Raw genomic sequence first — 21,226 nt, forward strand, 5'->3', positions numbered from 1 at the left:
GATGCGCTACGGGCCGTCACGGAAGATGCCAACCTTTGGCCACTGGCTGGCCGGGGTGTGTCTGTTTCTGACCGCTTGGCTGCACGGCGTGGCGGTGCAGGCTGCCGATATTCTGTTGACCGGCGCCGAGGAAAGCCCCGGCGTGCAAGCGTTCGTCCAGGCGCTCAGCGAATTGCGCCCGACCGACAACGTGCGCTTCCAGCCACTGGCCAGTCTGCCGGCACCGGGCAAACTGCCCGCCAGTCTGCGCCTGATTCTGCTCGATCTGCCGAGCCTCGACTGGCGTCTGCAAGAAACCCAAGGCCCGGCGACGCTGGTGCTGCGCATCAGTCGCTTGCAGGCTCGCCAGCGTCTCGGCAGCACGCAACCGGCACACCTGAGTTTGCTGTGGAGTGATCCGCCGCTGAGCCGCCAGTTGCAGTTGATCCGGCGCATTCTGCCCCAGGCCCGGCGGATCGGCGTGTTGTTCGATGAGCACAGCGAATTCCTCCTCAAGGAACTGAATCTCGCCGCCGCGCCGCTGAACCTGCAAATCGTCAGCGAGCGCTGGGACAACACCCACGACAGCCGCCCTTTGCAAACCGTGCTGAAAAACAGCGACGTACTGCTGGGGCTCGACGATCCCGATCTGTACAACCCGAAAACCGCGAAGAACCTGCTGCTCAGCAGCTACTCACGGCAAGTCGCGCTGGTCGGTCCCAACATTGCTTTCGTCCGCGCCGGCAGCCTGGCCAGCACGTACAGCGATCAGAACGACTGGCTGGCGATGCTCGATCAATTGCTCGACCAACCCTCGGCCAGTTGGCCGCGGACGCTCTACCCCGCACGTTTTAAAGTCTCAAGTAATGCGCAGGTCGCTCGTTCACTCGGTATCGAGCCGCTGAATGAAGCGTCTGTCGCCAGCGCGCTGGCTGAAGGAGAACACCGCCCATGAGTTTCCGTCGCCGTTGGGACATCAATACCCGCACCCAGTTGATCAGCCTCGGCCCGGCGTTGTTGCTGACCCTGCTGTTGATCAGCTTCTTCACCTTCGTGCGCATTCAGGATTTGCGCCAGGAGCTGAATCACACCGGCCAACTGATCGCCAACCAACTGGCACCCGCCACCGAATACGGGGTGATTTCCGGCAACAACGAAGTGCTGGAAAGCCTGCTCAAAGCCACACTGGCCACGCCCAACGTACGTTTTCTCGAAGTCCAGGACAGCGCCAACCGGATTCTGGTGTACGTCGAACAACCCGCGGCGGCGCACGGTCGACCGCATCAGGTCGAAGTGTTCCAGGCACCGGTACGCTTGCAGCGAATCGCCCTGCACAATGATTTCTTTCAGGACGGCAAGGTCAGCAATGGCGGAGCCAGCGAGGACTATCTGGGCCGGGTGATTGTCGGCCTGTCCAACGATGCCTTCAGCCAGCGCCAGCAGGAAATCCTGTTCAAGGCCGGGATTCTCGCGCTGTTCGCCCTGCTGTTTACCTTTGTCCTGGCGCGGCGTCTGGCCGGTAGCCTGTCGCAGCCGATCCGCAATATCGGTGATGCGGTCAAGGCCATTCAGGACGGCGACTATAAAACCCCGCTGCCGATCGTCGATGACACCGAACTGGGCGCGCTGTCGCAGCACATCAACAACCTCGCCCAGGCGCTGGAACAGGCCAGCCGCGAGCAGCATCAAGCCATGGCGCAACTGATCCAGACCCGTGAAGAGGCGGAGAAGGCCAACAACGCCAAATCCGACTTTCTGGCGATGATGAGCCACGAACTGCGCACGCCCATGAACGGTGTGCTGGGCATGTTGCAATTGCTGGAGACCACCGAGATGACCGAGGAGCAGGTCGAATACGCCGCCCTCGCCTCGGAGTCCACCGAACACCTGCTGAAAGTCATCAACGATATTCTCGACTTCTCGCGCATCGAGCGTTCGGAGCTGGAACTGGAGCACATCCCGTTCAACCTCGCCGAACTGATCGGCGCCTGCGCCCAGTCGTTCCAGCACAGCGCGGTGCAGCGAGGGCTGGCGCTGAATCTGCGCATCCCGGATGACATGCGCGGTTTGCAGGTACAGGGCGATCCGACGCGGATCCGGCAGATTCTGGTCAACCTGGTTGGCAATGCGCTGAAATTCACCGAGCAAGGTCGGGTCAGCATCGAGGCGCAGTGGCAGTCGCTGGATCACGAATTGCTGTGGTTCACCTGCTCGGTGCGCGACAGCGGCATCGGTATTTCTTCTGAAAGTCTGGAGTTGATGTTCAACGCCTTCCAGCAGGCCGACAGTTCGATTTCACGGCGTTACGGCGGCACCGGTCTCGGTCTGCCGATTGCCCGTACGCTGGCCGAACGCATGGGCGGCACCTTGCGCGCGCAGAGCGAGGAAGGTCGCGGTTCGGTGTTCACCCTGGAAATTCCGCTGGCACTCTATAAGCAGGCGCTGCCGCCACTGGCCGCGCCGCGTGCACTTAACGGCAAAGAGCACGGTGAAGGGCGCAATGTCTTGCTGGTCGAAGACAATCCGGTGAACCAGACAGTTATCGAAGCGATGCTGCGCAGTCTGGGCTTTACTGTCAGTGTCGCCACCGATGGCGCGCAGGCCGTGCGCAGTGCCGAGGGCAGCGACTTTGAAGTGATTCTGATGGATTGCCGGTTGCCGATCATCGATGGCTACGAGGCTACCCGGCAGATCCGGCTGCTGCCCGGACGCAGTGAGGTGCCGATCATTGCGCTGACCGCCAACGCCTTGCAGGGCGACCGCGAGACCTGTCTGTCGGCGGGCATGAACGATTATCTGGCGAAGCCGTTCAAACGTAATGATCTGCAGCAGATTCTGCAGCGCTGGGTGTCGTAGTGTGGGCCTTTCGACCATCTGCGACTGGCGTGAAAAGCGAAAGTGCGGCAGTCTTAGGCACCCGAACGAGCCTCAAAAGGGGCTTGAATAAAAATTTCAGTGCACAAGTGTACATTCATGTCCTTGGTGCTGTGACTTTCACCACAACGCAATAGTCTATGAGTAGGCTGCCGGTTCGAGGCATGAACGCTTCGAACGGTCGGGAAGATTTGCCCCACCTGCCGCATGGGATTATTGAGGAGCTCGCATGACCAAACAAAACGCCTTTACTCGGGAAGATCTGCTGCGCTGCAGTCGCGGTGAGCTGTTCGGCCCAGGTAACGCGCAACTGCCCGCCCCGAACATGCTGATGGTCGATCGCATCACCCTGATCAGCGAAGAAGGTGGCAAGTACGGCAAAGGTGAATTGGTCGCCGAACTGGATATCAACCCTGACCTGTGGTTCTTCGCGTGCCACTTCGAAGGCGATCCGGTAATGCCGGGCTGCCTGGGTCTGGATGCCATGTGGCAACTGGTCGGTTTCTTCCTGGGCTGGCAAGGCCTGCCGGGCCGTGGCCGTGCGCTGGGTTCGGGCGAAGTGAAGTTCTTCGGTCAGGTGCTGCCGACCGCCAAGAAAGTCACCTACAACATTCATATCAAACGCGTCCTCAAGGGCAAGCTGAACCTGGCCATTGCCGATGGTTCGGTGACTGTCGACGGTCGCGAAATCTACACCGCCGAAGGCCTTCGCGTCGGCGTGTTCACCTCCACTGACAACTTCTAAGGGTTATTCGCATGCGCCGCGTCGTTATCACTGGTCTGGGCATCGTTTCGTGCCTGGGCAATGACAAAGAGACCGTCTCCGCTAACCTGCGTGCAAGCCGCCCTGGCATCCGGTTCAACCCGGAATATGCCGAAATGGGTCTGCGTAGCCAGGTTTCCGGCTCCATTGACCTCAACCTTGAAGAACTGATCGATCGCAAGATCTATCGCTTCGTCGGCCACGCAGCGGCTTACGCCTACCTGGCCATGAAAGACGCCATTGCTGACTCCGGCCTGACCGAAGAGCAAGTGTCCAACCCGCGTACCGGCCTGGTGGCTGGCTCCGGTGGTGCTTCCACGCTGAACCAGATGGAAGCGCTGGACATCCTGCGCGAGAAAGGCGTGAAGCGCGTTGGCCCATACCGCGTAACGCGGACCATGAGCAGCACCGTTTCCGCTTGCCTGGCCACGCCATTCAAGATCAAGGGCCTGAACTACTCCATCGCTTCTGCCTGCGCCACCAGTGCTCACTGCATCGGTACCGCCATGGAACAGATCCAGATGGGCAAGCAGGACATCGTTTTCGCCGGTGGCGGTGAAGAAGAGCACTGGAGCCAGTCGTTCCTGTTCGACGCCATGGGCGCTCTGTCCAGCAAGCGTAACGACACCCCGGAACAAGCTTCCCGTGCCTACGACGCCGACCGTGACGGTTTCGTCATCGCTGGCGGTGGCGGCATGGTCGTGGTTGAAGAGCTGGAGCACGCTCTGGCCCGTGGCGCCAAGATCTACGCGGAAATCGTTGGCTACGGCGCAACGTCCGACGGCTACGACATGGTTGCCCCGAGTGGCGAAGGCGCAATCCGCTGCATGCAGATGGCGATGTCCACCGTTGATACCCCGATCGACTACCTGAACACCCACGGCACCTCGACTCCGGTCGGCGACGTCGCGGAAATGAAGGGTGTGCGTGAAGTGTTCGGCGAAAAGGCACCAGCAATCAGCTCGACCAAGAGCCTGTCCGGTCACTCCCTGGGCGCCGCCGGCGTTCACGAAGCGATCTACTGCATGCTGATGATGGAAGGCAACTTCATTGCCGGTTCCGCCAACATCGACGAGCTGGACCCGGAAGTGGCCGATCTGCCGGTGCTGACCAAGACCCGCGAAAACGCCACCATCAACACCGTGATGAGCAACAGCTTCGGCTTCGGCGGCACCAACGCCACGCTGGTACTGAAGCGCTGGGAAGGCAAGTAATTCCCCCCGCTTGAGCCACACATGAAAACGCCCCGACTGGTTCGGGGCGTTTTTTTTCGTCTGTAGAAAACTCATGGCCGACACAAATCCCCTGTAGGAGTGAGCCTGCTCGCGATAGCGGTGGATCAGCCAACAGCGTCGGTGACTGACACTCCGTCATCGCGAGCAGGCTCACTCCTACAGGGGGCTACGGTGTTCTAAAAATGAAACTTCTGTCATGAAACTTACCGCCCTGCGACCGAATGTCGCGGATTTCGCGGGCTGCAGCACTGTTGCAAAAAACGCAACAACACCTTGCGCAAATCAGCCGTTTACTTAGCAGGCTAACAAATTCTATAACAGAGTCCTGCACACGCCTTGCTGCAGATAACTTGAGATTTGGAGCTAGCAGATGACTGTAAAAGTAACTGAACGCGACGATTCACACATGTCCCACGAAGGCGTAGCCGCCGGTATCCGCATCTGGGATGTGCATCAACAAGACTTGCTGGTTGGCATGTTCCACAACGAGATCGATGCCCACAACTACAAGGCCGAACTCGAAGTGCAAGAGCAACAACGCGAAACCCGCTCCTCCTGATTCAACCACAGCATTGAAAACGACAAACCCCGCCATGAGCGGGGTTTGTCGTTGTTACAGCTTTATCGATTTACCACATCAGATCATCAGGGATCTGATACGCCGCGTACGGATCGTCCTCGGTGCTGACCTCTTCAGTCTGCACGTTGAGCTGGACGATGCGCTGCGGGTCGCGCTCCTGGATCTTCAGGGCCGCTTCACGCGGGATCACTTCGTAGCCGCCGGCATGGTGGACGATCGCCAGCGAACCGCTGCTGAGCTTGTTGCGCATCAGCGTGTTGACCGAGATACGCTTGACCTTCTTGTCGTCGACGAAGTTGTAGTAGTCCTCGGTGGTCAGCTTCGGCAGACGCGAGACTTCGATCAACTGCTTGACCTGCGCCGCACGCGCCTTGGCCTCGGCTTTCTCTTTCTGCTGGCGGTTCAGCTCCTGGTCGCGCTTGACCTTCTCGGCCATGGCTTCCTGGGCGGCGCGCTGCTGCGAGTCATCCAGTTCGATCTGGCCTTTATGCGCCAGACGCTGCTGCTTCTGCTTGTCCTTGCTGACCTGCTTGGCCTGCTTTTGGTTGACCAGGCCTGCTTTGAGCAACTGGTCGCGAAGGGAAATACTCATGGGACTTACTCACTTGGGCAGTTGCTCAGCCGCAGCCGGGCACATTCTTTTCCTGACGTTTGGCTTCACCCCACAGGGCGTCCAACTCTTCGAGGGTGCAATCTTCTATGGGACGGTGGGTGTCGCGCAATGCCTGTTCGATAAATCGGAAACGTCTTTCAAACTTGCCGTTGGCGCCACGCAGTGCAGTTTCCGGATCGACCTTCAGATGCCGGGCCAGATTGACCACGGAAAACAGCAGGTCACCGATCTCGTCGGCCACGGCAACGGGATCGTTTTCCGACATGGCTTCGAGGACTTCATCGAGCTCTTCGCGCACCTTGTCGAGCACCGGCAAGGCGTCTGGCCAGTCGAAACCGACCTGGCCTGCGCGCTTCTGCAACTTGGCCGAACGCGACAATGCCGGCAACGTCGCCGGCACATCGTCGAGCAGTGACAGTTGCTCGGGCGCGGCGGATTTCTCGGCGCGCTCTTCGGCTTTAATCTCTTCCCAGCGTTGCTTGACCTGTTCCTCGCTCAAGCGCGGAACATCCAGCGGCGCGTACAGATCACCAGTCGGAAACACGTGGGGATGACGACGGATCAGCTTGCGGGTAATGCTGTCGATCACCCCGGCAAATTCGAAACGCCCTTCTTCCTTGGCCAACTGGCTGTAATACACCACCTGGAACAGCAGATCGCCCAACTCGCCCTGCAAGTGATCAAAGTCGCCGCGCTCGATGGCATCGGCGACTTCGTAGGCTTCTTCGAGGGTGTGCGGAACGATGGTCGCGTAGGTTTGCTTGATGTCCCATGGGCAACCGTACTGCGGATCGCGCAGACGGCTCATGAGGTGGAGCAGGTCTTCAAGGCTGTACATCATTTAGCTGTCTCACCACAAAATCCTGTAGGAGTGAGCCTGCTCGCGATCGCGGTGTATCAGCCACCATTAATGTTGACTGACACTCCCTCATCGCGAGCAGGCTCACTCCTACATTGGTCATCTTCAGGGCGTACGGTTACGCCGCGTTTCGATGATATTCGGCAACTGCGAAATCCGCCCGAGCAAGCGACCCAGCGCATCCAGACCCGGGATCTCGATGGTCAGCGACATCAACGCGGTGTTGTCCTCTTTGTTCGAGCGGGTGTTGACCGCCAGCACGTTGATGCGCTCGTTGAGCAATACCTGCGAGACATCACGCAGCAGACCGGAGCGGTCGTAGGCGCGGATGACGATGTCGACCGGATAGGTGAGCACCGGCACCGGGCCCCAGCTGACCTGGATGATCCGCTCTGGCTCGCGCCCGCCCAGTTGCAGCACCGAGGCACAGTCCTGACGGTGAATGCTCACGCCACGGCCCTGAGTGATGTAGCCGACAATCGCATCGCCCGGCAGCGGCTGGCAGCAGCCGGCCATCTGCGTCATCAGGTTGCCGACGCCCTGGATCTGAATGTCGCCACGCTTGCCCGGTTTGTAACCGGTGGCTTTGCGCGGAATCAGTTCCAGCTGTTCGTTGCCGCGCTCCGGCTCGACCAGTTGCTGCGCGAGGTTGACCAGTTGCGCCAGACGCAAATCGCCAGCACCGAGGGCGGCGAACATGTCTTCGGCGGTTTTCATGTTGGCCTTGTCGGCCAGCTTGTCGAAGTCCACCGCCGGCAGACCGAGGCGCGTCAGTTCGCGTTCGATCAGGGTTTTACCGGCGGCAACGTTCTGGTCGCGCGCCTGCAATTTGAACCAGTGAACGATCTTCGCCCGCGCCCGCGAGGTGGTGACGTAACCGAGGTTGGAGTTCAGCCAGTCGCGGCTCGGCGTGCCGTGCTTGCTGGTAATGATCTCGACCTGCTCACCGGTCTGCAGGCTGTAGTTGAGCGGCACGATGCGCCCGTTGATCTTCGCGCCACGGCAGTTGTGACCGATTTCGGTGTGCACGCGGTAGGCGAAGTCCAGCGGCGTCGCGCCTTTCGGCAAGTCGATGGCGTGACCGTCCGGAGTGAAGATGTACACCCGGTCCGGCTCGATATCGACACGCAACTGTTCCGCCAGACCACCGATATCGCCCAGCTCTTCGTGCCACTCGAGCACCTGACGCAGCCAGGAGATTTTCTCTTCGTAGTGGTTCGAGCCGGATTTGACGTCGGTGCCCTTGTAGCGCCAGTGCGCGCAGACGCCGAGTTCGGCTTCTTCGTGCATCGAGTGCGTACGAATCTGCACCTCGAGTACTTTACCCTCAGGGCCGATTACCGCCGTGTGCAACGAGCGGTAGCCGTTCTCTTTCGGGTTGGCGATGTAGTCGTCGAATTCTTTCGGGATGTGCCGCCACAAGGTGTGGACAATACCCAGCGCGGTGTAGCAGTCACGCATTTCCGGGACCAGCACACGCACCGCACGCACGTCGTAGATCTGGCTGAATTCCAGACCCTTGCGCTGCATTTTGCGCCAGATCGAATAGATGTGTTTGGCCCGGCCGCTGATGTCGGCATCGACGCCGGTGGCCTGCAATTCATCCTTGAGCTGGGTCATCACGTCGGCGATGAAACGCTCGCGATCAAGCCGTCGCTCGTGGAGCAACTTGGCGATCTGCTTGTATTGATCCGGCTCGAGATAACGGAAGGACAAGTCCTCCAGTTCCCATTTGATATGGCCGATGCCGAGGCGGTGCGCGAGCGGCGCATAGATGTCGAAGACTTCGCGAGCGACACGGTTACGCTTTTCGTCGTCGGCGGTTTTCACCGCGCGAATGGCGCAGGTACGTTCGGCCAGTTTGATCAGCGCAACGCGAACGTCATCGACCATGGCGACGAGCATTTTGCGCAGGTTTTCCACCTGCCCTTGCGTGCCCATGACCATCGACTGACGCGGACTGAGACTGGCGCTGATGGCCGCCATGCGCTGCACGCCGTCGATCAGTTTGGCCACCACCGGGCCGAAGCGCTGGCCGACGGCCGCGAGTTCGATCTGGCCTTCGCGCACGCCGCGATACAGGACCGCTGCGACCAGCGAATCCTGATCGAGCTTGAGGTCGGCGAGAATCTCGGCGATTTCCAGGCCCGTACTGAAACTGCCGGAGCCTTCGGCCCACAGATTCTTCCTGGCATTGGACTGTTGTTCGGCCTCGCGAGCGAACTCGCAGGCTTCCTTCAAGGCTTCGCGATCCAGTGCCAGATCGACACTGACCGCGTGATCGAGCCAAGCCTCGAGATTGATACTGCCGTCAGTGTTGATCGGCTGGTGTGCTCTCACCTGTACCATCTTGCTTTACCTTCCCTACGACGCAGATTCAATGCGTCAAATCGCTGATCCTTATTGTCCGTTTGCGCTCGCGGGGCTAAAGCGAGCGCTGCGCGGACAGATCAGACGGATTCAGACGAGCCATCCTGGCTCGCTTCAAATAACGCCATGGCCTCGACATGTGCCGTCTGAGGAAACATATCGAGAATCCCGGCACGTTTTAACCGGTAGCCCTGCTTGATCAATTCGACCGTGTCGCGCGCCAGAGTTGCAGGGTTGCACGACACATACACCAACCGTTTGGCACCCAGGGTCGCCAGCTTGCGAACCACCTCGAAAGCACCGTCACGCGGTGGGTCCAAGAGTACCGCAGAAAAGCCGTTTCCGATCCACTGGGCATCGGTCAAAGGCTGGGATAAATCGGCTTGAAAAAACTTTGTGTTATGCAAATTGTTACTAGCGGCGTTGGCTTCGGCGCGATCGACCATGGTCTGCACGCCTTCAACTGCCACCACTTCGCGCACGGCTTTGGCCAGCGGCAAAGCAAAGTTACCCAGGCCGCAGAACAGATCCAGCACGCGCTCGTCGCTGCCAGGTTTCAACCAGTCCAGCGCCTGCACCACCATCGCTTCGTTGACGCCGGCGTTGACCTGGATAAAGTCGCCCGGCCGGTACGCCAGATCCAGATCCCACTGTTCCAGGCGATAGCCCAGCGACTGACTGGCATCGACCGGTTGCGGCTCGCCTTCGCCATGCAGCCACAATTGCGCTTGATGGAACTGGCAGAAGTCCTTGAGGATGTTCAGATCCGCTTCGGACAACGGCGCCATGTGCCGCAGCAATACCGCCAGCGACGAACCACTGAACAACTCGACGTGACCCAGCGCTTGCGGTTTGCTCAAGCGACGAAGCATCTCCGGCAAACGGGTCATGATCGGTTGCAAGGGCTGTACCAGCACCGGGCATTCGCTGATCGCGACGATGTCCTGACTGCCAGCGGCACGGAAACCGACTTCGAGTTTCTTCGCCTTCATGTCCCAGCGCACCGCGATCCGGGCGCGACGGCGATAGCCGAATTCGGGACCGGTCAGCGGTGCTGCCCATTCTTCAGGTTCGACACCGGCAACGCGCGACAATTGCTCGGCGAGCATGCGCTGTTTCAGGGCAAGCTGTTCGCTGTGAGGCAAATGTTGAACGCTGCAACCGCCGCAACGGCCGGCGTGCTGGCACGGTGCCGGGCGACGCAATTCGCTGGCCTTGAACACGCGCTCGGTGCGCGCCTCGACCACTTTGCCGTGGGCGCCGAGCACCCGCGCTTCGACCTCTTCACCGGCAAGCGCGCCGAGGACGAACCAGGTTTTGCCTTCGAAAAACGCGATACCGCGACCGTCATTGGCCAGGCGCTCGATGCTCAAGCGCTGCTTTTTACCGGTCGGAATTTGCGCGGCCTTGCTGCCCCCCGTGGGCTGGAAGCGCAGGCCTCTCTCGTGCTTGGCCATCAGTTGGGCGCGTCGAAAATGCCGGTCGACAGATAACGGTCGCCACGGTCGCAGATGATCGCGACGATCACCGCGTTTTCAACTTCTTTGGACAGGCGCAGCATCGCTGCCACCGCACCGCCTGAGGACACGCCGCAGAAGATGCCTTCCTCGCGGGCCAGACGCCGGGTGACGTCTTCGGCCTCGCTTTGCGCCATGTCGACGATGCGGTCAACGCGGTCAGCCTGATAGATCTTCGGCAGGTATTCCTGCGGCCAGCGGCGGATGCCGGGAATGGCCGAGCCTTCCATCGGCTGCAGACCGACGATCTGCACGCTGTCGCTCTGCTCTTTCAAGTAGCGCGACACGCCCATGATGGTACCGGTGGTGCCCATCGAACTGACGAAATGGGTGATGGTGCCCTGGGTCTGACGCCAGATTTCCGGGCCGGTGGTGGTGTAGTGCGCTTCAGGATTATCGCCGTTGGCGAACTGATCGAGCACCTTGCCACGGCCTTCGGCTTCCATACGCTGCGCCAGATCGCGGGCGCCTTCCATGCCGTCTTCCTGGCTGACCAGAATCAGCTCGGCACCGTACGCGGTCATTGCCGCTTTGCGCTCGGCGCTGGAGTTGTCCGGCATGATCAGGATCATCTTGTAACCCTTGATCGCAGCGGCCATGGCCAGCGCGATCCCGGTGTTACCCGAGGTTGCTTCGATCAGCGTATCGCCGGCGTGGATCTGCCCGCGCAACTCGGCGCGAGTGATCATCGACAACGCCGGACGGTCCTTGACCGAACCCGCCGGGTTATTCCCTTCGAGCTTGAGCAAAAGGGTGTTGCTGGTGGCACCGGGCAGGCGCTGCAAACGCACCAGCGGAGTGTTGCCGACGCAATCGGCGATGGTTGGGTACTGCAAGGTCATGGCGTATTCGCAATCCAGACGTGCGGGGGCGCCTATCATACCGGCAAACCTGCGCAGGCCATATCACGCAAAGTGCGGTGCTTATGGTTTATGGGAATAAGCAGCAATAGTCTCACCACTGGTGAGACTTTTACGCTGGGTCATCTTTTTTTGCGGTGATGCAAATGGCCTCATCGCTGGCAAGCCAGCTCCCACAGTGACCCGTGTTGCTCTATTAATAATGTCAGCAGTGCTGACACTGTCTTGTATTGCTCAAACAATCTGCGGGTAAAACACACTCCCTATGGATGGGAGTAAGCGATAAAAGTCGCACCAGTGGTGCGACTTTTGTGTTGAGCCATTTTCATTGGTGGTGATGCGCAGAGACTCTTCGCGAGCAGGCTCGCTCCCACAGGGAGTAGTGTCATTCGCAGAATAGTGTCAGCAGTGATGACCCTATTAACTGTTGATCACACAATCTGCGGCGAACCGAGTTCCAATGTGGGAGTGAGCCTGCTCGCGATAGCGTCAGTCGGCGCAACACCGTCATCCGCCAGCAACCGCAAATTCAACCGCAACCCCGCCCCGCTGTTCTCCGCCCAAATACTTCCGCCCTGACGCTGCACGGCATTGCGCGCGATGCTCAGCCCCAAGCCGAATCCACCGTCTCCGGGCCGCGAGCCATCCAGCCGGGTGAACGGCGAGAAGATCCGCTCCAGATCCCCTTCCGCCACCCCGCCGCCCTGATCTTCCAGCCACAGATGCCAGTAATCGCCATCGCGCCGCCCATCAAGCCGCACGATCCCACCCGCCGGCGAATGCCGAATCGCGTTACGCAGAATGTTCTCCAGCGCCTGCGCCAGCGTATTCAGGTTGCCACGCACCCAGCACGACGCCTCGACCGAACACTGCAATTGCAGGCTCGGCCAGCCGCTTTCATAACAGGCGTTGTCCGTGAGCATTTCCCACAGGGCCTGAATCTGGATCGCTTCCTCGGGCAGCGGCGTGCGGTCGGTATCGAGCCAGGCCAGTTGCAAGGTGTCTTCGACCAGTCTTTGCATACCGTCGACTTCGCGACCGATGCGCTCGCGCAGTTGCACCAGGCCTTGTTCACTTTCGCTGGCCACGCGCAAGCGGCTCAGCGGCGTGCGCAACTCGTGGGACAGATCACGCAGCAATTGCTGTTGCAGAGCCACGGTCGATTGCAGGCGCTCGGACATCGAGTCGAACGCTCGCGCCAGCTCGCCAAGTTCATCCGGGCGCTGGGTGATGCCGCTCGACAGCCGCACATTCAATTGATCGGCGCGCCAGGCGTTGGCCTGTTCGCGCAGGTTGTTCAGTGGCACGACCAACAATCGGTACAGACCGACGCACAGCAATAACGTGAACAGCCCGGGAATCACGCCGTTGGTGATGACGCGCCAGAACACCCGGTACTTGCCCGGAACAAATCGTTCGGGCAATTCGATCACCAGGCTGCCGGCAGACGGCTCTTTGGGGAAAGGAATGCGCAGCCACGGCCGGTTCTGTTTGTGGATCGGCCAGTCGAGACCGCGCAAGAACGTCAGGTGCTGGATTTCCTGTTCATTCAGCGGATCGCTGCTCAGCGACTGCAAGTTGCCGCCGATGACGCCGACCCAGCTGGCTTCACGCAACTCCATGCTCTGCAACCAGTCATCGACCCCGCTGCGGCCGCCGTGCTGCCACGCCTGTTCCGCTTGCGCGGCATAACGGCTGAGCGTGCCGCGTGCCTCGTCGGAGAGGAACTGGTTGCGCTCCTCCATATAACGACCCCACGACCAGCTCAGCCAGATCATCAGCAGACAAAATGCGACCAGCAGAAACGCCAGTTTCCAGAACAACGAATGCCGACCCGGCAGTTCAGAGCGTTTCATCAGCAGCGCTCAAAACGTAACCCTTGCCCCACACGGTACGCACTTCACGCTCGGTGTAGCCGATGGCTTTGAGTTTGCGGCGAATCTGACTGATGTGCATGTCGAGGCTGCGATCGTGCGCCGCGTAGCCGCGTTGCAACACGTGCTGATAAAGGAAGGCTTTGCTCAGCACTTCCTCATCATTGCGGTTGAGGGTTTCCAGCAAGCGGAATTCGCTGCGGGTCAGCCCGGCGGGTTGCTCGCGGAAAAACACATCGCACTGTTCGTCATCGAACCTCAGCGTACCGGCGGCTACGAGCATCGCAGGCGCGGCCGGGCGCCGATCCAGCGCAACCCGACGCAGGATCGCTTCGATGCGCACATGCAACTCGGCCATGCTGAACGGCTTGGGTAAATAGTCATCGGCGCCCAGACGGAAACCGCTGATGCGATCCGCCTCGGCACCGAGGGCCGACATCAGCAGCACCGGCGTCGAATGGCTCTGGCGCAATTGCGTCAACACCTGCAAGCCGTCCATGCCTGGCAACAGGATATCCATCAGCACCACGTCGAACGGCTGGCGTGTGGCGATGCTCAGGCCCTCCTGGCCATTCTGGCACCAGGTCACCTGAAAGCCGCTGCGGCCCAGATGTTCGTGAACATAGGCGCCGAGAACCGGGTCGTCTTCGATGGAAAGAATGCGTGGCTGGCCGACGGAAACAGGAGTCATGAGTATCTGCAAGTAATTCTCAGTTGAGCGCGATTATTCAAGATTGCCGGGCAACGGGCAACACAAGGCTGCCCTTTCTGACAAACGAGCACCGGCGCCCTGACCCACCCTGACAGCATTTTTCCGGAGATTGCCTGCGAGCAAATCGCTACACTGCGCCCATGCCGCGTGCCGGATGCACGCATGAGTCAACAGATCAGCGGGATGCAGGAGATAGGCGTGCTCAAGAAACTGGGAATCAAAGGTCGCGTGTTGTTGCTGACCTTGTTGCCGACCAGCCTGATGGCGCTGGTGCTGGGTGGTTATTTCACCTGGACGCAGCAGTCCGACTTGCAGAGCCAATTGATGCAGCGCGGCGAGATGATCGCCGAGCAACTGGCGCCGCTGGTGGCCCCCGCCATGGGTCACGGCAACAGCGATCTGCTGGAGCGCATTGCCACGCAGTCCCTTGAACAACCGGATGTGCGCGCGGTGACCTTCCTCGCCCCGGACCGCTCACCGCTGGCCCACGCCGGCCCGACCATGCTCAATCAGGCGCCGAGCGGCGACAGCGCGCATTTGCAACGGCGCAGCGGCAATGACGCGACGCGTTATCTGATGCCGGTATTCGGCAAGCATCGCAATCTCGCTGGCGAACTGATCCCGCAAGAGTCCGAGCGTTTGCTCGGCTGGGTCGAATTGGAACTGTCGCACAACGGCATGCTGCTGCGCGGTTATCGCAGCTTGTTTGCCAGCCTGCTGCTGATTGCCGCCGGTCTGGCGGGCGCGGCGCTCTTGGCATTGCGCATGGGCCGCACCATCAACCGCCCGCTGAGTCAGATCAAACAAGCCGTCGCGCAGCTCAAGGACGGCCATCTGGAAACGCGTTTACCGCCGCTCGGCAGTCAGGAACTGGATGAGCTGGCGTCGGGCATCAACCGCATGGCCGGCACCCTGCAAAATGCCCGCGAAGAACTGCAACACAGTGTCGATCAGGCCACCGAAGACGTGCGCCAGAACCTGGAAACCATCGAGATCCAGAACATTGAACTGGACCTGGCGCGCAAAGAGGCGCTGGAAGCCAGTCGGATCAAATCCGAATTCCTCGCCAACATGAGTCACGAGATCCGCACGCCGCTCAACGGCATTCTCGGTTTCCCCCATCTGTTGCAGAAAAGCGAACTGACCCCGCGTCAGCTCGACTATCTGGGCACCATCGAAAAATCCGCCGACAGCCTGCTGGGGATCATCAACGAGATCCTCGACTTCTCGAAAATCGAAGCCGGCAAACTGGTGCTCGACCATATTCCGTTCAACCTGCGCGACCTGCTGCAGGACACTCTGACCATCCTCGCCCCGGCCGCGCACGCCAAACAGCTGGAGCTGGTCAGTCTGGTCTATCGCGACACGCCGCTGTCGCTGGTCGGTGACCCGCTGCGTCTGAAGCAGATCCTCACCAACCTGGTGAGTAACGCGATCAAGTTCACCCGCGAAGGCACCATCGTCGCCCGAGCGATGCTTGAAGATGAACAAGAAGACAGCGTGCAACTGCGTATCAGCATTCAGGACACCGGCATCGGTTTGTCGAACCAGGACGTGCGCGCGTTGTTCCAGGCGTTCAGTCAGGCCGACAACTCGCTGTCGCGGCAACCGGGTGGCACCGGTCTGGGGCTGGTGATTTCCAAACGCTTGATCGAACAGATGGGCGGCGAAATCGGCGTCGACAGTACCCCGGGCGAAGGCTCGGAATTCTGGATCAGCCTGAGCCTGCCCAAGACCCGCGACGATGCCGAAGACTTGCCGGCTGCGCCGTTGCTCGGGCGCCGCGTCGCGGTGCTGGAGAGTCACGAACTGGCGCGGCAGGCCTTGCAGCATCAACTGGAAGACTGTGGCCTCGATGTCACGCCATTCAACACCCTCGAAACCTTGACCAATGGTGTCACCGGTGCCCACCAGACCGATCAGGCGATTGATCTGGCAGTCATCGGTATCACCAGCAACGACATGCTGCCCGAGCGTTTGAATCAGCACATCTGGGACCTCGAACACCTCGGCTGCAAAGTGCTGGTGCTGTGCCCGACCACCGAACAGACGCTGTTCCATTTGTCGGTGCCCAATCCACACAGTCAACTGCAAGCGAAACCGGCCTGCACACGCAAATTGCGCCGCGCCTTGGCCGATCTGGTCAACCCGCGCCAGCCGCGCAATGAGCCGGGCGAACCGCTGTCGAGCCGGGCACCGAAAGTGCTCTGTGTCGACGACAACCCGGCCAACCTGCTGCTGGTGCAAACCTTGCTCGAAGACATGGGCGCCAAGGTACTGGCGGTGGAAAGCGGCTACGCGGCGGTCAAAGCGGTGCAGAGCGAGTCCTTCGATCTGGTGCTGATGGACGTGCAGATGCCGGGCATGGACGGCCGCCAAAGCACCGAAACCATTCGCCAGTGGGAAAGCGAGCGGCATTGCACGCCGCTGCCGATTGTCGCGCTCACCGCCCACGCCATGGCCAACGAAAAACGCGCGCTGCTGCAAAGCGGCATGGACGACTACCTGACCAAACCGATCAGCGAGCGGCAACTGGCGCAAGTGGTGCTGAAATGGACCGGCCTGGCCTTGCGCAATCAAGGACCGGAGCGCATCAGCGACAGTACGGCGGGCAACAATGAACTGCCAGTGCTCGATCACGAGGAAGGTTTGCGTCTGGCCGCCGGCAAGGCAGATCTGGCGGCGGACATGCTGGCCATGCTGCTCGCCTCACTGGAAGCCGACCGCGAAGCCATTCGTACGGCGTGCGAAAACCGCGACCAGAACGCCTTGATCGAACGCGTCCATCGCCTGCACGGTGCCACCCGTTATTGCGGCGTACCGCAATTGCGCGCGGCCTGTCAGCGCAGCGAAACCCTGCTCAAGCAGGACGACCCGAAGGCCGTAGCAGCGCTGGAAGAACTGGAGCGCGCGATCAACCGGCTGGCGGCGCAAGCGAAGATCAGCGCCTGATCCACGGCAATGCCGGCCGACACCGGCAGCGCTAAAGTGGGTTCGGGTGATTCAATCCGTGTCGATGCTCAAGGAGGATTTCATGCGCACGCTCGTTTTCAGTAGCCAGACCTATGACCGCGACAGCTTCCTCGCCGCCGATTGCCCGGCGGGTATCGAGCTGCACTTTCAACCGGCAAGGCTCAGCCTCGATACGGCGGCCCTGGCCGACAAACATGAAGTGGTCTGCGCCTTCATCAATGATGACCTCAGCGCGCCGGTGCTCGAGCGTCTGGCCGCTGGCGGCACACGCCTGATTGCCCTGCGATCGGCGGGTTACAACCATGTCGATCTGGCCGCAGCGAAACGTCTCGGACTGGCCGTGGTGCGCGTGCCGGCCTACTCGCCACATGCGGTGGCCGAACACGCCGTGGCGCTGATCCTCGCCCTCAACCGCCGTCTGCACCGCGCCTACAACCGCACCCGTGAAGGCGATTTCAGCCTGCATGGATTAACCGGTTTCGATCTGGTCGGCAAAACGGTGGGAATTGTCGGCACCGGCCAGATCGGCGCGACCTTCGCGAAAATCATGCACGGCTTCGGTTGTGAGCTGCTCGCCTACGACCCCTTTCCGAACCCGGATGTTCTGGCGTTGGGTGCGCGTTATCTGAGCCTGCCGGAACTGCTCGCGCAGTCGCGGATCATCAGCCTGCACTGCCCGCTCAACGAGCAGAGCAAACACCTGATCAACCGCGATTCACTGGCGCACATGCAGGCCGGCGCCATGCTGATCAATACCGGTCGCGGTGGACTGGTGGACACCCCGGCACTGATCGATGCATTGAAGGACGGCCAGCTCGGCTATCTGGGGCTGGATGTCTATGAAGAAGAGGCGCAACTGTTTTTCGAGGATCGTTCCGACCTGCCCTTGCAGGACGATGTGCTGGCGCGCTTGCTGACCTTTCCCAACGTGATCATTACTGCGCATCAGGCCTTTTTGACCCGTGAAGCACTGGGGGCGATTGCCGCAACCACCCTGCACAACATCGCGACCTGGGCGGCGGGAACGCCACAGAACCAGGTCGAGGGCTGAGCGCTTTTCAGCTTACTTAGGTGAAAGCGAGGACGCCAGAATCAGCAACGCCAGCCAGGCGAAGCCAAAAAAGCGCTGTTTCATCGAGTGGCCGTTGCGCAGCAGGAACCAGACGAAAAACATCGGCAACAGGAAGATCATGATCTTCAGCCAACCTTCCACCGGGCGACTGCCGTCGGCATTGGCCAGCTCGTTAACCGTTTGCTCGGTTGGCTGCTGGCGCCGACGCCGCGCGGCGGCCGGCATGACTTTCGGTAAAGGTTGCGGTTCAGGCGCTGGAGCACTGACTTCGGGCACAGCCTTGTTACGCGGCAGGCTGCCAAACGAGATTGTTGCAGCCTGTACTGGCGCGGCTGCGGTCTGCGCGTGTACTGCTTGCTCCGCCATTGGAGCCCCACAATGAATGCACGCGTTGGCTTCGGAGCTGATGCTCTTCTTGCATTCATAACATTCGATCAGCGCCATGTTCCGTTCCTTCAGAGTCGAGGCCGGCAGTTTGCCATGAGCGTCGCCTCAATTGAACCTGATCGAAGGTCACACGCGCGCATCATTCTGCAATCAAGCCCGTGCTAGCATGTCGCGCATATTTGGAGGACCCATGGTCGAACACGATTTCCGCTACACCCTGATGAACCCGCAACACACCCTCACCGAATGCCGCGCCCTTGTTCCGGGCCGCTATCAGGTCACCGGCAATGGTGGCTCGATTCGCATCGGTGACGCGCTGTTGGTCACCCTCAAAGGCAGCAATGACTTGTCCATGCGCCTGACCGTTGAAACCGTCCGCCACCTGATCAATCCGCCCGGCCAATGGACCGCGATGACCACGGGCCCGGTATTCGGCGAACTGGCGATTCACACCTGGCAGGTCAACTGCGACAGCTGCGCCAAAGAGCTGAGTTTCGAATTCGCCGTGGACGCCAAACTCGGCAAAGCCGCCGAGAAACCGGCTGCCACCGCGCGCATCGCCGAGTTGGGCTGGAAAGCCTTTGGCGACAAGCACCTGTGCCCGAAATGCCAGGAGCCTGCGTGATGAAACGCTTTGCCCTGACCGCTATGGTCGGTGTGGGTCTGGTGGGTTGCGCGGCAGAGCCTGTGCAACTGCAACAGAACCGCAGCTACATTCTGGAGTGGATCGGCGAGCGGCCGTTGATGGATTACAGCCATCTGACCGTGACCCTGGGCGATGATGGCCGCGCTTACGGCAACGGTGGCTGCAACCATTGGTTCGCGCCGTATACGCTGGACGGTGACAAGCTGACCTTCGGCAAGATCGGCAAGACCCGCAAGCTCTGTGCACCAGCGCTGATGGAACAGGAACAACGCTTTCTGCAGGCGCTGGAACATGTCGAGCGCTGGGACATCTCGCCGATCGAGCAGATGCGCTTCTGGCCGGCTGAAGGTAAGCCGTTGCGTTGGTGGCTGGAAGAAGGCTAAAAAGCCCTCACCCTAACCCTCTCCCAGAGGGAGAGGGGACTGATTGGGGGATATTGGGGAGCTACGCCGACCTGAAAGGTCTTCATCGAATCCATAATCGACTGGGTCTTTTAGGTCGGTGAGTCGGCCTGCAGTGGTCAACTAATTCCGGACACCTCGATAGGTGGTTCTGACGCCATCGCCCGCTCATAGACGGTCGGTGGCAGATATCCCAGTTTCGAGTGCAGCCGTTCGTTGTTATAAAACCCAACGATGTACTCGGTGATGTCGCGGATCGCTTCAGCATGGTTGGCGTAGTCACGTCGCCATACCCGCTCCATTTTCAAACTCAGGAAGAAGCGTTCCATCACCGCATTGTCCCAGCAATTACCTTTACGGCTCATGCTCTGCTGCATGTCGTTTCTTGCCAGTAACTCTCTGTAAGTTGCACTTGCGTATTGACTGCCCCGATCTGAGTGGGCAATCAAGCCTGGTGGCGGTTGACGCTGCGCGATAGCCAGTTGCATCGCGGTGCACACCAGCTCTGCCGGCATGTTCGGAGCCATCGACCAGCCCACTATCTTGCGCGAGAACAAGTCCAATACTACGGCCAGATACAACCAGCCACTGCGGGTGCGGATATAGGTGATGTCGGCTACCCAGGCCTTGTTTGGCGCTACTGGATCAAATTTTCTGTTCAGTACATTCTCTGCAATCGGCAGGTCATGATTACTATCGGTTGTGTGTACAAACTTGCGCTTCCAGGCTGAACGCAGTCCGTTAGCCCGCATCAATCGACGGATTTTATACAGCCCGACAAGCATGCCTTTACCGCGCAAAGCGTCGCGCAAAGGGCGGCTGCCGTAGCAGCCTCCACTCTCGGCGAAAGACGCCTTGAGTTGCACAAGAACAGGACAACTCTGCCGCACAGGCGCATCGGCACGCTTCTGAGACTCATAGAAGCCTGAACGACTAATGCTCAGCAACCGACAGACATGTGCCACTGAGTAAGCCTTCTGTTGCAGCTGCCGAACCAGTCGATACCTTACTTCAGCTCGCGGGCAAAGAAGGCGGTAGCCTTTTTTAAGATGTCGTTATCCATCTTGAGCTGCCGATTTTCTTGTTCCAATTGCCGGATGCGCTGCTGTTCCGCCGTCAATGGCTTGCCGATTCCGGCCTGCCCCAGTTGCTCTGCCTCGTATTGCTGCACCCAGCGTCGAACGGCTGTCTCACCAATGTTCAGATCTTGGCAAACCTGCACAACGGTCAGTCCCTGATCCTTGATCATCTTCACGACTTGCAGCTTGAAGCTGTCGTCGAATGCCCTGCGTTTTTTAGTCATGAATAACTCCTCGATAGATGTATTTTCCACCTATCGGGGTGTCCGGGGAAATTAGACCACTGCAGCCAATGCCCTCACCCTAGCCCTCTCCCAGGGGGAGAGGGAACTGATGGGGGGATATTGGGGAGCTACGCCGACCTCAAAGGCCTATGCCGAATCCACAATCGACCGGATTTTGCTTTGGCGACCCCATAATCGACCTGATCTT

Annotated in this window: 18 protein-coding genes; 9 read left to right on the forward strand and 9 right to left on the reverse strand. The window is 60.0% G+C overall.

Features of this window, described 5'->3' with window-relative positions; all coding sequences use genetic code 11:
- The first annotated feature begins 1 nt into the window (after position 1).
- The 5 genes from VY732_RS22015 to VY732_RS22035 all read left to right on the forward strand — a co-directional run bounded on the left by VY732_RS22015 (position 2) and on the right by VY732_RS22035 (position 5,410).
- On the forward strand, positions 2-934 hold the full coding sequence (locus VY732_RS22015; protein ID WP_077574111.1) for an ABC transporter substrate-binding protein: 933 nt from the start codon (positions 2-4) through the stop codon (positions 932-934).
- Complete coding sequence (locus VY732_RS22020; RefSeq protein WP_331691750.1) at positions 931-2,835, forward strand: ATP-binding protein; 1,905 nt, start codon at positions 931-933, stop codon at positions 2,833-2,835. The genes VY732_RS22015 and VY732_RS22020 overlap by 4 nt, the downstream gene beginning before the upstream one ends.
- A 247-nt stretch (positions 2,836-3,082) precedes the next feature.
- Positions 3,083-3,598 carry a 3-hydroxyacyl-[acyl-carrier-protein] dehydratase FabA gene (gene fabA, locus VY732_RS22025; protein ID WP_003227150.1) on the forward strand — a complete coding sequence of 172 codons (516 nt, stop codon included), beginning with the start codon at positions 3,083-3,085 and terminating at the stop codon, positions 3,596-3,598.
- An 11-nt stretch (positions 3,599-3,609) separates the two neighbouring features.
- Entirely contained in the window at positions 3,610-4,830 is a 1,221-nt protein-coding gene (gene fabB, locus VY732_RS22030; RefSeq protein ID WP_331691751.1) for a beta-ketoacyl-ACP synthase I, read from the forward strand.
- Between the two features lie 391 nt (positions 4,831-5,221).
- Positions 5,222-5,410 carry a hypothetical protein gene (locus VY732_RS22035; RefSeq protein ID WP_077574113.1) on the forward strand — a complete coding sequence of 63 codons (189 nt, stop codon included), beginning with the start codon at positions 5,222-5,224 and terminating at the stop codon, positions 5,408-5,410.
- A 70-nt stretch (positions 5,411-5,480) separates the two neighbouring features.
- Here the strand turns inward: VY732_RS22035 and VY732_RS22040 are convergent, their stop codons facing one another.
- The 7 genes from VY732_RS22040 to VY732_RS22070 form a co-directional block, all read right to left on the reverse strand.
- Positions 5,481-6,023: a DUF2058 domain-containing protein gene (locus VY732_RS22040; protein WP_016987455.1), complete on the reverse strand. Its 543-nt coding sequence runs from the start codon at positions 6,021-6,023 to the stop codon at positions 5,481-5,483.
- 25 nt (positions 6,024-6,048) lie between these two features.
- On the reverse strand, positions 6,049-6,882 hold the full coding sequence (gene mazG, locus VY732_RS22045) for a nucleoside triphosphate pyrophosphohydrolase (RefSeq protein ID WP_077574146.1): 834 nt from the start codon (positions 6,880-6,882) through the stop codon (positions 6,049-6,051).
- Between the two features lie 126 nt (positions 6,883-7,008).
- Complete coding sequence (gene relA / locus VY732_RS22050; RefSeq protein ID WP_077574114.1) at positions 7,009-9,252, reverse strand: GTP diphosphokinase; 2,244 nt, start codon at positions 9,250-9,252, stop codon at positions 7,009-7,011.
- Positions 9,253-9,353: 101 nt separating this feature from the next.
- On the reverse strand, positions 9,354-10,730 hold the full coding sequence (gene rlmD, locus VY732_RS22055; protein WP_331691752.1) for a 23S rRNA (uracil(1939)-C(5))-methyltransferase RlmD: 1,377 nt from the start codon (positions 10,728-10,730) through the stop codon (positions 9,354-9,356).
- Positions 10,730-11,632, reverse strand: coding sequence for a cysteine synthase CysM (cysM, locus tag VY732_RS22060; protein ID WP_331695885.1), 903 nt, complete (start codon positions 11,630-11,632; stop codon positions 10,730-10,732). The genes rlmD and cysM overlap by 1 nt, the downstream gene beginning before the upstream one ends.
- A 449-nt stretch (positions 11,633-12,081) precedes the next feature.
- A complete protein-coding gene (locus tag VY732_RS22065; RefSeq protein WP_331691753.1) occupies positions 12,082-13,506 on the reverse strand; it encodes a sensor histidine kinase in 1,425 nt (474 codons plus the stop codon).
- Positions 13,493-14,215, reverse strand: coding sequence for a response regulator transcription factor (locus tag VY732_RS22070; RefSeq protein ID WP_331691754.1), 723 nt, complete (start codon positions 14,213-14,215; stop codon positions 13,493-13,495). The genes VY732_RS22065 and VY732_RS22070 overlap by 14 nt, the downstream gene beginning before the upstream one ends.
- Positions 14,216-14,434: 219 nt before the next feature.
- Here VY732_RS22070 and VY732_RS22075 point away from each other — a divergent pair, with 219 nt between their 5' ends.
- Together VY732_RS22075 and VY732_RS22080 are read left to right on the forward strand one after the other, a co-directional pair.
- The gene (locus VY732_RS22075) at positions 14,435-17,188 is read left to right on the forward strand and encodes a response regulator (protein ID WP_331695886.1); all 2,754 of its coding nucleotides are present in this window, start codon (positions 14,435-14,437) and stop codon (positions 17,186-17,188) included.
- A gap of 82 nt (positions 17,189-17,270) precedes the next feature.
- Positions 17,271-18,260, forward strand: a complete 990-nt coding sequence (locus VY732_RS22080) for a 2-hydroxyacid dehydrogenase (RefSeq protein WP_123594398.1) — start codon at positions 17,271-17,273, stop codon at positions 18,258-18,260.
- A gap of 12 nt (positions 18,261-18,272) precedes the next feature.
- On the opposite strand, the gene VY732_RS22085 is transcribed toward VY732_RS22080, so the two are convergent.
- Entirely contained in the window at positions 18,273-18,725 is a 453-nt protein-coding gene (locus tag VY732_RS22085; protein WP_331691755.1) for a hypothetical protein, read from the reverse strand.
- Between the two features lie 133 nt (positions 18,726-18,858).
- On the opposite strand from VY732_RS22085, the gene VY732_RS22090 reads away from it, so the two are divergent.
- Together VY732_RS22090 and VY732_RS22095 are read left to right on the forward strand one after the other, a co-directional pair.
- Complete coding sequence (locus VY732_RS22090; RefSeq protein WP_331691756.1) at positions 18,859-19,293, forward strand: hypothetical protein; 435 nt, start codon at positions 18,859-18,861, stop codon at positions 19,291-19,293.
- Positions 19,293-19,697 (forward strand): META domain-containing protein, encoded by a 405-nt coding sequence (locus VY732_RS22095; protein WP_123453349.1) that lies wholly within the window; start codon positions 19,293-19,295, stop codon positions 19,695-19,697. The genes VY732_RS22090 and VY732_RS22095 overlap by 1 nt, the downstream gene beginning before the upstream one ends.
- Before the next feature lie 137 nt (positions 19,698-19,834).
- On the opposite strand, the gene VY732_RS22100 is transcribed toward VY732_RS22095, so the two are convergent.
- Positions 19,835-21,018 (reverse strand): IS3 family transposase gene (locus tag VY732_RS22100; protein ID WP_331691757.1). Its coding sequence is split into 2 segments (ribosomal slippage): positions 19,835-20,754 and positions 20,754-21,018, totalling 1,185 coding nucleotides; the frame shifts between segments, so codons are not numbered across the junction.
- Positions 21,019-21,226: the final 208 nt, after the last annotated feature.

The sequence above is a fragment of the Pseudomonas sp. ZY71 genome (assembly GCF_036542145.1).
In the GTDB taxonomy this organism is placed as follows: Bacteria; Pseudomonadota; Gammaproteobacteria; order Pseudomonadales; family Pseudomonadaceae; genus Aquipseudomonas; species Aquipseudomonas koreensis_A.